Here is a 15,505-nt window from a genome sequence, read left to right on the forward strand (position 1 = left end):
ACGCCCCCTTAACCCTGACTTGGCCCTGTAGTAAGGGGGCAGCCCGGCTACGATTCGTATACACTTGTCTTTTGCCTATCTGCTCCTCGCTGAGCCGCCCTTGACGGGCCTTGCCAACTATCGCCATGAACGCCCCCATTGCAAGCAAGCACCTGGCTGCCCAGGCACGCAACAACGACACGCCGCGCCTGCGTGAAATCCCCTACAACTACACTTCGTACTCAGACCGGGAAATTATCCTGCGACTGCTGGGTGAAGAGGCCTGGGAAAAGCTGTCCGAGCTACGCTCCGAACGCCGCACCGGCCGCTCCGCACGCATGTTGTTTGAAGTGCTGGGTGATATCTGGGTCGTCAAGCGCAACCCCTATCTGCAGGACGATCTGCTGGACAATCCCAAGCGCCAGCATCAACTGATCGAGGCCCTGAACCATCGCTTGAACGAGATTGACCAGCGCCGCGACAGCGCCGTGCCCGATCGCGATGCCAAGGTTCTGCGCCTGTTGCACGCTGCTCGGGGTGCAGTAGCCGCGTTTGAACAAGAATTTACCGATACCCGCGAGCTGCGCCAGAAAATTGTGCGCTCCCTGTCGCGCCTGACCGCCAAGGACAACATCAAGTTTGATGGCCTGTCGCGCGTCTCGCACGTCACTGACGCCACCGACTGGCGTGTGGAATATCCCTTTGTCGTGCTCACCCCCGATCACGAAAACGAGATGGCCGCACTGGTGCGCGCCTGTATCGAACTGAAGCTGACCATCATCCCGCGTGGGGGTGGTACCGGTTACACCGGCGGTGCCATTCCACTTAGCTGGCGCTCGGTTGTCATCAACACCGAAAAGCTGGATGCCATTGGTAAGCCAGAACAAACCACTCTGCCCGGCATGTCCGAGCCCGTCACCACCATTCTGACCGGTGCTGGCGTGGTGACCCGTCGTGTGGCTGACGCTGCCGAAGCCGCCGGTGCCGTGTTTGCGGTAGACCCGACCTCGGCCGATGCCTCCTGTGTGGGCGGCAATATCGCCATGAACGCGGGCGGCAAGAAAGCCGTGCTGTGGGGTACTGCGCTGGATAACCTCGCCTGGTGGCGCATGGTCGATGCCCAAGGCAACTGGTTGGAAGTCACCCGCCTTGAACACAATATGGGCAAGATCCACGACGTGGAAATGGCTCATTTTGAAGTCAAATGGTTTGATGGCCGTTACGCCCCTGGTGCCCAGTTGCTGCGCAGCGAAACCCTGCACATTGAGGGTCGGCGCTTTCGCAAGGAAGGCCTGGGTAAAGACGTTACCGACAAATTCCTGGCAGGTTTGCCCGGTATTCAGAAAGAAGGCTGTGATGGCCTGATCACGCAGGCCCGCTGGGTGCTGCACCGCATGCCGGCGCATACACGCACCGTCTGTATGGAGTTTTTCGGCCAGGCCAAGCAGGCCGTGCCCTCCATTGTGGAAGTCATTGACTACCTGAACGGCGAAGGCAAGCGCATCGGCGCCATTCTGGCCGGTCTGGAACACCTGGACGAACGCTATCTGCGTGCGGTGGGCTATGCCACCAAGAGCAAGCGCGACGGCCTGCCCAAGATGGTCCTGATTGGCGACATCGTGGGCGACGATCCCGATGCCGTGGCCACAGCTGCCTCTGAAGTGGTGCGTCTGGCCAATGGCCGCTCCGGTGAAGGTTTTGTAGCCGTCAGCGCTGAAGCCCGCAAGAAGTTCTGGGCCGACCGCTCCCGCACCGCTGCCATTGCCCGCCATACCAACGCCTTCAAGATCAACGAAGACGTGGTGATCCCCCTGCGCCGCATGGGTGAGTACACCGAAGAAATCGAACGCATCAATATTGAGCTGTCCACGGACAACAAGCTGCGCTTGACCCGTGAACTGGAAGACTTCCTGCAAGGCGATCTGCCCGTGGGCAAGATCGAAGATCACAACGACGCCGAGCACACTCGCGAAGAGATTCTGGACGAGCGCCGTCACGACGCCCTGCAGATCGTGCGCGATGTGCGCCAGCGCTGGCAGTGGCTGCAGGACAATCTGGACAAACCGCTGAAAGACTCGCAAGCTGATCTGGCCGAGATTGGTGTGCCGCTGGATAGCGCCGCGATCGAGGCCCGTCTGCAAGAAGACCCGAACACCTCGATTTTCCAACTATTGCAGGATCACACGATCCGCACCTCCTGGAAAAGCGAGATCCGCGAAAACCTGGAACATATTTTCCCGGGTGCCGACTGCGCAGCCGTGCTGACCGAACTGCAAGCCATTCACGACCGTGTGCTGAAAAGCCGTGTGTTTGTGGCGCTGCACATGCACGCCGGTGACGGTAACGTACACACCAACATCCCCGTGAACTCGGATGACTACGGCATGCTGCAACAAGCCAATGTCACCGTAGCCCGCATCATGCAAATCGCGCGCGGTCTGGACGGCGTGATTTCCGGTGAGCACGGTATTGGCCTGACCAAGTACGAGTTCCTGACGCAGGAAGAGCTGGATCCCTTCCAGAACTACAAGCGCGAAGTGGACCCGAACAACCACTTCAACGCTGGCAAGCTGATGCCCGGTGCGGACTTGAGCCGCGCCTGGACCCCCAGCTTCAACCTGCTGGGCCACGAATCGCTGATCATGCAACGCAGCGAAATCGGCTCCATCTCCCATGCCATCAAGGATTGCTTGCGTTGCGGCAAGTGCAAACCGGTCTGTGCCACTCACGTGCCACGCGCCAACCTGCTGTACTCGCCCCGCAACAAGATCCTGGCCACCTCCCTGCTGATCGAAGCCTTCCTGTACGAAGAGCAAACACGTCGCGGGATCAGCCTGAAGCATTGGGAAGAGTTTGAAGACGTAGGCGACCACTGCACCCTGTGCCACAAGTGCTACAACCCCTGTCCGGTGGACATCGACTTTGGCGATGTGTCCATGGAAATGCGTTCCTTGCTGAACCGCATGGGCAAGAAGTCCTTCAATCCAGGCTCGGCCGCAGCCATGTTCTTCCTGAACGCCAAGGACCCGCGCGTCATCAAGGCCACTCGTACCGCCATGATTGAAGTGGGCTACAAGGCCCAGCGTGCTGTACACAATCTGCTGGCGGCTCCCGCCCGGAAACAGGTCAGCGCCCCGCCTGCCACTATCGGCAAGGCTCCGATCCGTGAACAGGTCATCCACTTCATCAACCGCAAGATGCCCGGCGGCCTGCCCAAGCAGACTGCCCGTAAATTGCTGGATATCGAGAACTCGGATTACGTACCTATCATCCGTAACCCTGAAGCCACCTCCGTGGATTCGGAAGCCGTGTTCTACTTCCCCGGCTGTGGTTCGGAGCGTCTGTTCTCGCAAGTGGGTCTGGCTACTCAAGCCATGCTCTGGCATGTCGGCGTGCAGACGGTTCTGCCTCCTGGCTACCTGTGCTGTGGCTACCCGCAGCGCGGCAGCGGTCAAAGCGACAAGGCCGAGAAGATCATCACCGACAACCGCGTGCTTTTCCACCGCATGGCCACCACCTTGAACTACCTGGATATCAAAACCGTGGTGGTCAGCTGTGGTACCTGTTACGACCAGTTGGCAGGCTATGAATTCGACAAGATCTTCCCCGGTTGCCGCCTGATCGACATCCACGAGTACCTGCTGGAAAAAGGCTTGAAGCTGGAAGACGTGCAAGGCGTGCGCTACATGTACCACGACCCTTGCCACAGCCCCATGAAGCTGCAAGACCCCATGAAAACGGTCAAATCCCTGGTGGGCGACAGCACCATCAAGGCAGACCGCTGCTGTGGCGAGTCGGGCACGCTGGCGGTGTCGCGTCCGGATATCTCCACGCAAATCCGTTTCCGCAAGCACGAAGAACTGCAGAAGAACCAGGACACCGTCCGTGCCGATGGTTTCCAGGGCGAAGTCAAAGTGCTGACCTCCTGTCCGTCCTGCCTGCAAGGTTTGTCCCGCTACGAGGACGAAACCAAGATGGATGCGGATTACATCGTGGTGGAAATGGCCAAGCACATGCTGGGCGAGAACTGGATGGCGGACTACGTACGCCGTGCCAACGACGGTGGTATTGAGCGCGTTCTGGTGTAAACCCAACGCATCACTCCCCCTGAACAGGCCGGCTTTATGTCGGCCTGTTTTGTAAGGGGTGAGCAAGTATCTTTTACCGCTGGACTGCTCCAGGATAAAAATGCCCCTGGGTGGGGAGAAAGCGCAGCGTGATCGCTATTCATCGCCAGGCCCTCCCCCAGAAGCGCCGCCCGGATAGCAATAAAGCAAAGGGGCTGCGCGGAGATTTTTCTGCGGAGCAGCCCAAGGAAATTCCCTTAGGGACGAATGAAACCCCAACCGCAGTATGGAAGCTTTTTCAGAATAGGTGTCTTTATGTCTGTTGATGATCCATTGCTAAACAGCCTGCAGGCCCTGCTCCGCAGTGAACGCACTGCGTCTTTGGGCACACTCAGCAATCAGGGCTTGCCGGTCGTCTCTCGCGTCCCTTTTGCGATCTGCCCCGAACAAGCCAGTATCATCATCCACATCAGCGAAATGGCGGCTCACACCCGTTATTTGCTGCAACGTCCCGATGCCAGCCTGATGGTCAGCCAAAGCGAGCATGGCCAGGATGCTGTCCATGACTTGCCCCGTGTCACCTTCCAAATGCAGGCCCGCAAACTGGAGCGCGAGCAGCCCGACTGGGAACAGGCCAAACGAGCCTATACCGCCCGTTTTCCCGATATGGAATTTCTAAGCAGCTTTACGGACTTTCATTTCTTCGCTCTGGATCTGGTCAGGGTGCGCCATATTGCCGGGTTTGCGGCGGCACGAACCTTGAAACCTGAGCGAGTGCGTGCCTTGCTGGCAGAGCCTGTGGCCAATTGAAGTCCCCGAGTTCGCAATCGCAGCACGCCTTGGAAGCGCTGGAACTGTGCTCCAGCCATCACCACGTCAAAGCACCTTAATACAACGACAAACAGGTAAGCCTTCGCCCCTTACAAGCCCCGGCCTGCACCCAAAATGTTGCAGACTCTGCAACAAATTCGTCACTAACTGATTTCCAGACAAAGAAAACAGATCACTGATTAAACGCCTTTCTCACCAGAGAAATCGCCACTCCTTCTCCTTGCCCTTCCGGTGCAGTCGTCCGTTTTCGTGTGTCTCAAACGCCAAGCATGACAAAACGTAAATTTGGCCGCTATAAGATTCAACAGCTACAACGTTAAATGGCACGCAAGGACTCGACAACACGACCTCGCAACACATTGCCGCCACACAGAGAAAAACACCCAGGAGAGGGAGAAATGTCGAACAAGAAACGCAGCACCTATGTGCTGGTGCAGATGGCCTTGCTGAGCCTGACTTTACCTGGCCTTGCCCATGCGCAAGCAGACAGCTCATTGGAGCAATGGCGTACCAAAGAATACAAACGCCAGCCTGGCCTGGACATGATCAACGCCGCCCAAGCGTATGCGCTGGGCTTTACGGGCAAGGGCGTGACGGTCGGCATTCTGGACTCTGGCATTGCGGGCAAGCATCCCGAATTTGCCGGTGCCATTGCAGGAGGCTTTGACTTCAACACCAACACCCCCTACACCAATGGCCAGGGAGTGGATTCGGACAAGGCTCCCGGCCACGGCTCCCACGTGGCCGGCATCATCGGAGCCCGCCGTGATGGCAGCGGCATGCACGGCGTCGCTTTCAACAGCATGCTCTTGCCCACCGCTTACGGGGAACCAGACGATGATGACGACGACGATGGCACTGAGCCTACCCGTGAAGAAGCAGCGGCCCACTTTGACCGCGTTGCCTCGCAAGGCTGGAATTATCTGGCGCAATTCAAGCTGCCTATTATCAACAGCAGCCTGGGGGTGAACGATTGTTCCGACTCGTATGACCCACCTTGTCATATTGTGGACTATGGCTCCGCACAAGGAGTACTGGACTGGCAGCCACTGATTATTGATGCCTTTCACAATAGTGCGGCCGCAGGCACGTTAATGGTATTTGCAACTGGCAATGAAGCTCAGGACCACCCGGACATGCTGGCCGGTTCACCTTACTGGTTCCCGGAACTGAAGGACAACTGGCTAGCCGTCACAGCACTGGATGAGCAAGGTAATCTAGCCTCCTATGCCAATAAATGTGGTGTCGCGGCTGAATGGTGTCTGGCCGCACCGGGAGGCGGCCACAATCCTGGCATTAATTCTGTCAACTCAGGTGGAGGTTATGCGCCTCTTAGCGGTACCTCCATGGCCTCACCGCACGTCGCGGGCGGTGCTGCCCTGGTAAAGGAAGCCTTCCCTTACTTCACCGCCTATCACCTTCAGCAAACTTTGCTGACCACCGCAACGCCTCTGGGTGACCCAAGCATTTACGGCTGGGGTTTAATGAACGTAGGCAAGGCCGTACAAGGACCCGCACAATTTACCCGCCTGTTCGATGTAGACACGCTAGGCTACAACTCCACCTTCGCCAATGACATCAGCGGTACAGGTGGACTACACAAGCGCGGTTCCGGCTCCCTGGAGCTGACGGGCAATAACAGCTATACCGGTGACACCACCATCAGCGGCGGTCGTCTGGCCGTCAATGGCACGCTGGCTTCTGCGGTCACAGTGGAACGCGAAGGCACCTTGGGTGGTTCCGGTACAGTCGCTCAAGTCGATAACTACGGCACCCTGGCTCCAGGTAATTCTGTTGGCACTCTGACCGTCAGCGGCGACTACACCGCCCATGCCGGTTCGGTGCATGAGCTGGAAGTTGGCCCTGCAGGTGCCACCGATCGTTTAGTAGTAGGCGGTGCAGCCCATATCGACGGCACACTGAAACTGGCCGGCGGCCCTTTCCGGCAAAACGTAGCCTATTCCTTTCTGGATGCGGCTAATGGTGTGACTGGTCAATACAGTCACATCACTTATGACATGGCTTTCCTGTCGCCCACACTGCTTTATGGCCCCAGCCTGTCCTTGCTGATCAAGCGCAATGACACACCGTTTGCCACCTTTGCCAATACGGGGAACCAGAAAGCCGTGGCCAACGCGCTGGATACCGGCTCGGATCAACCGCCAGCCGCGATGGCTGAACTGTATGACACGGTGCTCAATGCCCAGTCTGGCAGTGTGGCAGGCTATATGGAACAGCTACAAGGTCAGATCCATGCAGGAACCACTTCGGCTCTGCTGAGCAACAGCGACCTGCTGCCCCGCACCCTGGGTAAACAAGCCTCAGGCGCACGTAATACAAACGGCAAAGACACCGTCTTGTGGGCCGAAGTGATTCACCAACAACGCGATCTGGACGGTGACGACAACAGCCAGGATGTTCGTCATAAAGTGGGCGGTCTGTTCCTGGGTGGCGATACCGCCATCGGCGAACAAGGCTGGCGCATGGGTGCCTCTCTGGGCTATCAGGAAAACCGCATCAAGCTGGACGACCGCCGTCAGACCTCACGCAGCAACAGCTACAGCGCAGCTCTGTATGGGACGCAAGCGTGGGAAATGAGTTCGGGTAGTCTGAACCTGCTGGCCGGTGGTGCTTACACCCGCCACAGCCTGGACAGCGAGCGTTCTCTCTCCGTTCACCAATACGAAACACTGAAGGCTGATTACAAAGCGCACAGCATCCAGGCCTTTGCCCAACTGGGCTACCGCATGCCGGTCAGCCCACGCTCCAGCGTGGAACCCTATGCCAGCGTGAACTGGCATCAACTGCGTCACGGCTCCTTTAGTGAATCGGGCGGTCAAGCCGCCTTGCGTGGCGACTCGCAGCGCCAGAATCTGAGCACTGTCACGCTGGGTCTGCGCGGCACCACGGAACTGGACTTGTCCAAAACCACGCTGTCCTTGAGCGCCGGTTTGGGCTGGCGTCATGCCCTGGGTGACACCACTCCCGAACGTGAACTGGCCTTTGCCGCCCTGCCCGGCAGCAACTTCCGTGTCAGCGGCGCACCTATCGCCAAGAATGCCGCTGTTGCCGAGTTAGGCGCAGAGCTCAAAGCAGGCCAGAGCACATCCTTTGGTCTGAACTACCAGGGTCAGTTTGGCCGCAATCAGGATCATGCAGGCTCTATTTTCATGAAAGTGCGCTTCTAATCAAAGAACTTGCAGGGTGGTGCCTGCTCCGCACAGCCACCACCTTCGCAACAAAAATAAACAAGTATGAAGGGGCATCAGTGATGCACATACAAGGACGGGACGCTTAATAGCGCACAAGCTCGACGACATATAGGCCCGTAACGACAGGATTAAACGGTTATGCCGTTAAATATGTCTTAAGGATATCAACGGCAAGCTTTCGCAACGAATTGCCGCCAGACATAAAAAGCCGGAAAGGGGAACAGATGTCGAACAAGAAACGCAGCACTTATCTGCTGGTGCAGATGGCTTTGCTAAGCCTTGCCCTGCCGGGTATTGCCCATGCAGAACCCGACAACACACTGGCGCAATGGCGTACAAAAGAATACAAGCGCCAGCCCGGCCTGGACATGATCAATGCGGCCACAGCCTACTCGCTAGGCTTTACAGGCAAGGGCGTGACGGTCGGCATTCTGGATTCGGGCATATCGGCCAAGCACCCTGAGTTTGCGGGCGCGATTGCCGGCGGCTTTGACTTCAACACAGACACTCTCTACACCAACGGCCAAGGCGAAGACTCGACGATCCCTGCTGGCCACGGCAGCCACGTTGCAGGCATCATCGGGGCACGCCGCGATGGTGCAGGCATGCACGGCGTTGCCTTCAACAGCCAGCTTTTTGCCGTTGCTTACGGCACAAATGGTGACGACGATGACGATGACGATGACACCCCGCCAACCCGTCGGCAAATAGCGGCCGTGTTCGATCAGGTCCTGTCTCAAGGCTGGAATTATCTAGCACCGTTTAACCTGCCTATTATCAATAACAGCTCAGGAGTCAATAAGTGCGATGGCTCGTTTGGCCCACCCTGCCATGTCTTGGACTACAGCTCAGCTCAAGACGCACTCGAATGGCAGCCACTGATTATCGACGCCTTCAAGAGCAGCGTACAAGCAGGCACCTTGATGGTATTTGCTACCGGCAATGAATGGCAGGACCACCCTGACCTCCTAGCTGGCTCTCCACACTGGTTTCCCGAGCTAAAAGACAACTGGCTGGCCGTAACGGCCTTGGGTGAAGATGGATCTCTAGCCTCTTATGCGAACAAGTGCGGCGTAGCAGCCGAGTGGTGTCTGGCCGCCCCTGGCGGTGAGTGGGCTCCCGGGATTAACTCCGTCGACTCTGGTGGTGGCTATACCTACCAAAGCGGCACCTCCATGGCCTCCCCCCACGTCGCGGGCGGTGCTGCTCTGGTAAAGGAAGCCTTTCCCTACTTCACCGCCTATCACCTGCAACAAACCTTGCTGACCACCGCAACGCCTCTGGGTGACCCAAGTCTTTACGGCTGGGGCCTGATGAACGTGGGCAAGGCCGTACAAGGCCCCGCACAATTTACCCGTCTGTTCGATGTAGACACGCTGGGATACAACTCGACCTTCGCCAATGACATCAGCGGCATAGGCGGCCTGCATAAGCGCGGTTCCGGTTCTCTGGAGCTGGCCGGTAACAACAGCTATACCGGTAACACCACCGTGAGCGGTGGCCGTCTGGCCGTCAATGGCACGCTGGTATCCGCTATCACCGTAGAGGGCGAAGGCACCTTGGGCGGTTCCGGTACGGTTGCTCAAGTCGACAACTACGGCACCCTGGCTCCGGGTAACTCAGTTGGCACGCTAACCGTCAGCGGGGATTACACCGCCCATGCAGGCTCCGTACATGAGCTGGAAGTTGACTCAAGCGGCGCAAGTGACCGCTTGGTGGTAGGTGGCACGGCCCGTATCGACGGCACCCTCAAACTAGCTGGCGGCCCCTTCCGTCAGAACGTCAGCTATTCATTCCTGAATGCGACCAACGGTGTGACCGGACAATATAGCCACATCGCTTATGACATGGCCTTCTTGTCACCGACCTTAGCCTACGGCCCCAACCTGTCCTTGGTGATCGAGCGTAACGACATACCCTTTGCCTCCTTTGCCTATACCGGCAATCAGAAGTCTGTCGCCCAGGCATTGGATACCGGCTCCACACAGCCTCCTGCCGCCATGACTGATTTGTATGACACGGTGCTTAATGCCCAATCCAGTCAGGTCGCAGGCTATATGGAGCAGTTGCAAGGCCAGATTCATGCAGGCACCACCTCGGCTCTGCTAAGCAACGGCAATCTGTTGCCCCGCACCTTGGGCAAACAGGCTTCTAGCGCACGTAATGCAATGGGGAAAAATACTGTTTTGTGGGCTGAGGTCATCCATCAACAACGTGATCTGGACGGCGACGACAACAGCCAGGATGTACGCCATAAAGTCGGTGGTCTGTTCCTGGGTGGCGATACAGCCATCGGCGAACAAGGTTGGCGCATGGGTGCCTCCTTGGGCTATTTGGAAAACCGCATCAAGCTGGACGACCGCCGTCAAAGCTCACGCAGCAACAGCTACAGCGCGGCCCTGTATGGAACACAAGCTTGGGAAATGGGTTCGGGTAGTCTGAACCTGCTGGCAGGTGGTGCTTACACCCGCCACAGCCTGGACAGCGAACGCTCGATTTCGATTCACCAAAGCGCAACACTGAAGGCTGATTACAAAGCGCACAGCATCCAGGCCTTTGCCCAACTGGGCTACCGTATGCCGGTCAGCCCACGATCCAGTGTAGAACCATACGCCAGCGTGAACTGGCACCAGCTGCGTCACGGTTCCTTTAGCGAATCGGGCGGTCAAGCCGCCTTGCGCGGAGACTCGCAACGCCAGAATCTGAGCACTGTCACGTTGGGTCTGCGCGGCACCACCGAGCTGGACCTGCCCAAAACCACGCTGTCCTTGAGCGCCGGTTTAGGCTGGCGTCATGCCCTGGGTGACACCACTCCCGAACGTGAACTGGCCTTTGCCGCCTTGCCCGGCAGCAACTTCCGTATCAGCGGTGCGCCAATTGCCAAGAACGCCGCCGTTGCCGAGTTGGGCGCAGAGCTCAAAGCAGGCAAGAGCACTTCTTTTGGTCTGAACTACCAGGGTCAGTTTGGCCGCAATCAGGACCATGCTGGCTCCCTGTTCATGAAGGTCCGTTTCTAAGCAATACTACCAAGCGCGGGGCTGGCAGTACCCCAGTCCCGCTCTCAAGCAGACAGACATGAAAAATCCCTGCGATGCTCCGGGCATGGCAGGGATTCAGGCTACAAAACCAAACCGGCAATACGCCGGTCCTGGCAATTAGCGGTCAGATTCATTAAAGCTACAGACGGTGTAAACCGACAAGCCGGAATCTGTCACGGCCTTGGATCCACCCAGTTCAGGCAGATCAATAATCGCGGCAGCTTCCACCACGTTGGCACCCAGGCGCTGCAGCAAACGAGCCGCCGCCAGCAAAGTACCGCCAGTAGCGATCAGGTCGTCAATCAGCAGGACGCGCTGACCAGGACGCACGGAGTCCGTGTGCATCTCGACGCTGGCATTGCCATATTCCAGGGAGTACTCTTCGGCCACGGTATTGAAAGGCAGCTTGCCTTTCTTGCGCACAGGCACAAAACCCAAGTTCAGCTCGTAAGCCAGAACCGAGCCCACAATAAAGCCACGTGCATCCACACCCGCCACCAGATCCAGTTTTTGTCCCATGTAACGGTAGACAAAAAGGTCAATCAGAACGCGGAAGGAGCGCGGGTCCTGCAAGACGGTGGTGATATCGCGGAAAGTCACCCCTGGCTTGGGCCAGTCCGGCACATTGCGAATGATTTGACGGATGTACTGGGTGGGATCAATTTGCATGTCAAAGCTTCTACAACAAAAAATCCGGGCGCGAAGGGCGCACTTGGATACGTTGCAAGTGTACACAATTGGGCAGCAGCAACAAGGGCTCACCCGGCTTGTGCTCGTAAGTTGTACTAATACGACGCGATTGAGCAAAAATCCCTGCAGACTTGACCCGCAGCGTCCTTTTAGTTTGGTTCTAAAGTATTTATTTCCAGGCTTGATTTGCCCTGCAAGCGCCCCGCTTCAAACTGGTAAACACGATCGACCAAAGGCAGCAAACGGGTATCGTGGGTTGCCATAATCACGGTTTTTCCTTGCGCTGCAGCCAGAATATCCCGCATCAAGGCCTGGCTGGTCGGGCCATCCAGACTGGCCGTAGGCTCGTCCAGAAACCAGATATGGGCAGGCGACAACAGCACACGTGCCAGACACAGGCGGCGCTGCTGCCCCAGGGACAATTGCTGCCCCCCCTCACCCAGCCAGGTATCCAGCCCTTGGGGTAATTCACGTACCACACTGTCCAGTTGGGCGTCGTGAAGCACCTGCCAGATTTGTTGCTCTGAAGCTGTCGGTTCTGCCAGCAAAAGGTTATCTCGCACCGAACCCAGAAACAGTGGCGAGTCCTGTGCCAGCAAGGCGCAATGATCAAACCAGCTGGCGCGGCTCCAATGCTGGGCTGCTTTACCCTCAACCAGATACTGCTTTTCCGAAACAGGCAACAAGCGCATCAGCACACCCAACAAGGTGGACTTGCCGGAACCACTGGGGCCAAAAATAGCAATGTGCTCACCAGCTTGGACTTGCAGCGACAACTGCTCCAATACAGGCTGTGAACCGTAGGCAAAATTCAGATCTGTGATTTCGAGGGAGGCTGGCTTGTCCAACGCAATCGCCTGCCCTTGCGCCTGATCGGTTTCCTCAGGCTCGTCCAGAATGGTCAGCAAACGATTGCTGGCTGCCTGAACCTCTCCCAAGCGGGACGCACCGCGCATCATGGGTGCCATGATCTCGAACAAGCCCAGCAAAGCCAGCACCAGCCCCACCCACAAGGGGCCGCTCATGGCTTGCAGATTGACTTGTTGCGCTCCAACCAGCAGGCAGGTCATCAAGGCCACGCCCATCAAGACCTGCTGGGAAAACTGCCCGACAATGCCCCAGCCATTACTACGCAAACGGGCTTGCCCCAGTTCCAGGCCCAGCTTGTCCACTTGTTCCTGCACGGCATCCGCAGCGGCAAACACCTGAATATCAGCATAGGCGCGGATGGCCTGATGCACCAGAACACGCTGGCGGTTTTCCAGTTGATGGACTTGCTGGGCTGCACGGCTGGCGCCACGGGCGCAAATATACGGAATCAAACAAGCGGCAATCAGCAAACAAGCCAGAATCAGCCAGGCCCACCAGGACAGCCAGGTGTGCAGCACAACGCTAAACACCAGACCAGCCACCACAGCCGTAGTCAGCGGCACCAAAATCAGCAAAAGCACCAGATCCAGCACAGCCACGTCAGATGTCAGGCTGGAAGCCAGCTCCCCATCCCGAAACTGGGCCAAGCGAGACTGACTGAATCGGCTCAAGCGTCCGAAAACCAGGCTGCGAATGCGTACTTGCAAATCCAGCGTCAGGGCATGACCGACGACGCGCTCCAGATACCGGGAAGCGATACGCCAAAAAGATAGGCCGCGAATCATGGCCGAAGGGCCAAACAGATTGAATACGATGCCCAACGTAGCCAGAAAAGCGCTGCTTAGAAACCAACCAGCCACACCCAGCAGACCAACACCGGCCGCCACCGTGCTGATCGCCAGCAGAACCGTAAACAATACGGCCCCGCGTCGGGCGCGCAGGCTGGAACCTAGGAGACGCAACCACGCTTTCATGCCGTCAGGACTCCTTGGGCAATGTGCAGTTGGTTCGAGCACATGGCCGCCAGTTGCTGGTCATGCGTGGCCACGACCAGACAGCGTCCCTGACAGAAGCGCAGAATATTGCGCATGACACGATCCCGGGTCGCCGCATCCAGGCGGGAGCTGGGTTCGTCCAGCAAAACCACATGCGGGTCTGTCAAAAACAGGCGGGCCAATGCCAAACGCTGAATCTGGCCACCGGAAAGACCAAAACCACCCTCGCCCAGCGCCGTTTGCAAACCATCGGGCAAGGCCCGTACAAATTCGGCTGCACAGGCTTGTTCCAAGGCTTGCCACAGCTGTTCATCACTGGCTTGTGGGGCTGCCAGACGCAAGCCATCGGCAATGGTCCCCATGGCTAAAAAGGCCTGCTGGGAAATCAGTACGACGCCATCATGGCGCGTCAGCAAGCGCCCGGCAGTATCGCTATTGCGCAGCAAAATTTCACCCTGCGCCAAGGGGCGCAAACCAATCAGGCTTTCCAGCAGACTGGTCTTGCCGGAGCCGCTGGCCCCCAGCAAGGCGTAAGACTGATCTATATAAAGTTGCAGGCCGGGCACTTCCAGCAAGGTCCCCTGCCCGCCCAACTGCGGCAAATGCAGATGACGCAATACCAGTACCGGCAAGTTGGGAAAAACCGCTTCATTGTCGGCGCTGGTGGGAGCCGCAGGAATCAAATCCTGGCCCAAGTTTGCCCACAGCCTGTCGACTTCTACTGCAGCCGCACGCGCCGCTGCCCGGTCATGATAATTAGCGGCCAATTGGCGCAAGGGCTGGTAGGCCTCCGGGGCCAGGAGCAAACAGAACAAGCCTTGTTGCAGGCTAATGCCCGAGAAGGACTCGCCCAGATAGCCCAGGTAACCCAAGCCAATGTAGACGGCTATCCCGGCCACACCCAATGCCGCGAAGAACTCCAGCACAGCCGACGATAAAAACGCGATTCGCAGCACTTTCATGGTACGTGTGCGCAGCTCCTGACTGGCCAATTCCACACGTTGCAACTCGTCCTGCCCACGCCCCATCAAGCTAAGGGTAAAAATGCCGCGCAGCCGGTCGGCGAAAAAGCCGGACAGTCGCAGCGTTGTTTGTTGTTGTTCACGGCTGGCCGCTTCCGCCCCCCAGCCCACCAAGGCCATGAACAGGGGAATCAGGGGCGTGCTCAACAAGAGAATCAAGGACACAATGCCATCCACCGGCAACACTGCCAGCACTAGTGCCAAAGGCACCAGGGCAGCCGCTGCCATGCAAGGAATGTAACGCGTCACAAAGCCATCCAGGGCTTCAATTTGCGTGATCAAGCTGGTGGACAGTTCGCCGCTATTGCTGGCCCGCAAACGCGGCATCGTACTGCGGAACAGTCGGGCAAACAGCTCGGAGCGCAGCCCTTGTTTCAGATGTTCTGAAACCTTTTGCGCACGGCGCTCGCCAAAAGCAGAAATGGCGGCACGCAGCAACAAAAGTGCGGCCACCATCAGGATAGAGAAAAGCTGCCCGGTCCAGGGCAAGCCATCGACCACAATTGCCTGCACAATCTTTGCCAGCAACCAGGCCTGAGGAATCAGTAAAGCGCCGGCCAGCACAGGGGCCAGCATGGAAGCCCGCAAAGCCGTGCGGGCGCGGCTGGAAAATTGCCCCAGCCATTGTTGCGCCGTTGGACTTTGCGGTGTCAATCAGACCTCGATATCTGCTTTAGCCTTGGAGGCGGCTGCGCTCTGCAAAGCCGTGTTTTCACGCAGCTCGAACCACATCGCATTCAGGATGGAGAATGCGCAGGCCAGACCCAAACCTAGAACCCAAGAGAAGTACCACATATGCGC

Annotated in this window: 8 protein-coding genes; 4 read left to right on the forward strand and 4 right to left on the reverse strand. The window is 57.7% G+C overall.

Annotation, left to right across the window (positions count from 1 at the left end):
* Positions 1–125 precede the first annotated feature (125 nt).
* The 4 genes from NIZ92_RS16905 to NIZ92_RS16920 all read left to right on the forward strand — a co-directional run bounded on the left by NIZ92_RS16905 (position 126) and on the right by NIZ92_RS16920 (position 11,106).
* A complete protein-coding gene (locus NIZ92_RS16905; protein ID WP_254002300.1) occupies positions 126–4,067 on the forward strand; it encodes a DUF3683 domain-containing protein in 3,942 nt (1,313 codons plus the stop codon).
* 294 nt (positions 4,068–4,361) lie between these two features.
* Positions 4,362–4,856: a HugZ family protein gene (locus NIZ92_RS16910; RefSeq protein WP_254002301.1), complete on the forward strand. Its 495-nt coding sequence runs from the start codon at positions 4,362–4,364 to the stop codon at positions 4,854–4,856.
* A 419-nt stretch (positions 4,857–5,275) separates the two neighbouring features.
* On the forward strand, positions 5,276–8,065 hold the full coding sequence (locus NIZ92_RS16915; RefSeq protein ID WP_254002302.1) for an autotransporter domain-containing protein: 2,790 nt from the start codon (positions 5,276–5,278) through the stop codon (positions 8,063–8,065).
* Between the two features lie 248 nt (positions 8,066–8,313).
* Complete coding sequence (locus tag NIZ92_RS16920) at positions 8,314–11,106, forward strand: autotransporter serine protease (RefSeq protein ID WP_254002303.1); 2,793 nt, start codon at positions 8,314–8,316, stop codon at positions 11,104–11,106.
* Positions 11,107–11,244: 138 nt separating this feature from the next.
* On the opposite strand, the gene NIZ92_RS16925 is transcribed toward NIZ92_RS16920, so the two are convergent.
* From NIZ92_RS16925 to cydX, 4 genes are all read right to left on the reverse strand, one after another.
* Positions 11,245–11,796, reverse strand: coding sequence for an adenine phosphoribosyltransferase (locus NIZ92_RS16925; protein ID WP_009458676.1), 552 nt, complete (start codon positions 11,794–11,796; stop codon positions 11,245–11,247).
* A gap of 170 nt (positions 11,797–11,966) precedes the next feature.
* Positions 11,967–13,661, reverse strand: coding sequence for a thiol reductant ABC exporter subunit CydC (cydC, locus tag NIZ92_RS16930; RefSeq protein WP_254002304.1), 1,695 nt, complete (start codon positions 13,659–13,661; stop codon positions 11,967–11,969).
* On the reverse strand, positions 13,658–15,358 hold the full coding sequence (gene cydD / locus NIZ92_RS16935) for a thiol reductant ABC exporter subunit CydD (RefSeq protein ID WP_035270303.1): 1,701 nt from the start codon (positions 15,356–15,358) through the stop codon (positions 13,658–13,660). Before cydD ends, cydC begins: the two co-directional genes overlap by 4 nt.
* A complete protein-coding gene (gene cydX / locus NIZ92_RS16940; protein ID WP_009458674.1) occupies positions 15,359–15,499 on the reverse strand; it encodes a cytochrome bd-I oxidase subunit CydX in 141 nt (46 codons plus the stop codon).
* Between the last annotated feature and the right edge of the window lie 6 nt (positions 15,500–15,505).

Origin of the sequence: Alcaligenes sp. 1735tsa3 (assembly GCF_024134565.1) — a bacterium.
Classification (GTDB): domain Bacteria; phylum Pseudomonadota; class Gammaproteobacteria; order Burkholderiales; family Burkholderiaceae_B; genus Alcaligenes; species Alcaligenes phenolicus.

Bases quoted from the DNA above. Each gene is read 5' to 3' on its own strand.
- NIZ92_RS16905 (WP_254002300.1), top strand. From the start codon at position 126: ATGAACGCCCCCATTGCAAGCAAGCACCTGGCTGCCCAGGCACGCAAC.
- NIZ92_RS16910 (WP_254002301.1), top strand. From the start codon at position 4,362: ATGTCTGTTGATGATCCATTGCTAAACAGCCTGCAGGCCCTGCTCCGC.
- NIZ92_RS16915 (WP_254002302.1), top strand. From the start codon at position 5,276: ATGTCGAACAAGAAACGCAGCACCTATGTGCTGGTGCAGATGGCCTTG.
- NIZ92_RS16920 (WP_254002303.1), top strand. From the start codon at position 8,314: ATGTCGAACAAGAAACGCAGCACTTATCTGCTGGTGCAGATGGCTTTG.
- NIZ92_RS16925 (WP_009458676.1), bottom strand. From the start codon at position 11,796: ATGCAAATTGATCCCACCCAGTACATCCGTCAAATCATTCGCAATGTG.
- cydC (WP_254002304.1), bottom strand. From the start codon at position 13,661: ATGAAAGCGTGGTTGCGTCTCCTAGGTTCCAGCCTGCGCGCCCGACGC.
- cydX (WP_009458674.1), bottom strand. From the start codon at position 15,499: ATGTGGTACTTCTCTTGGGTTCTAGGTTTGGGTCTGGCCTGCGCATTC.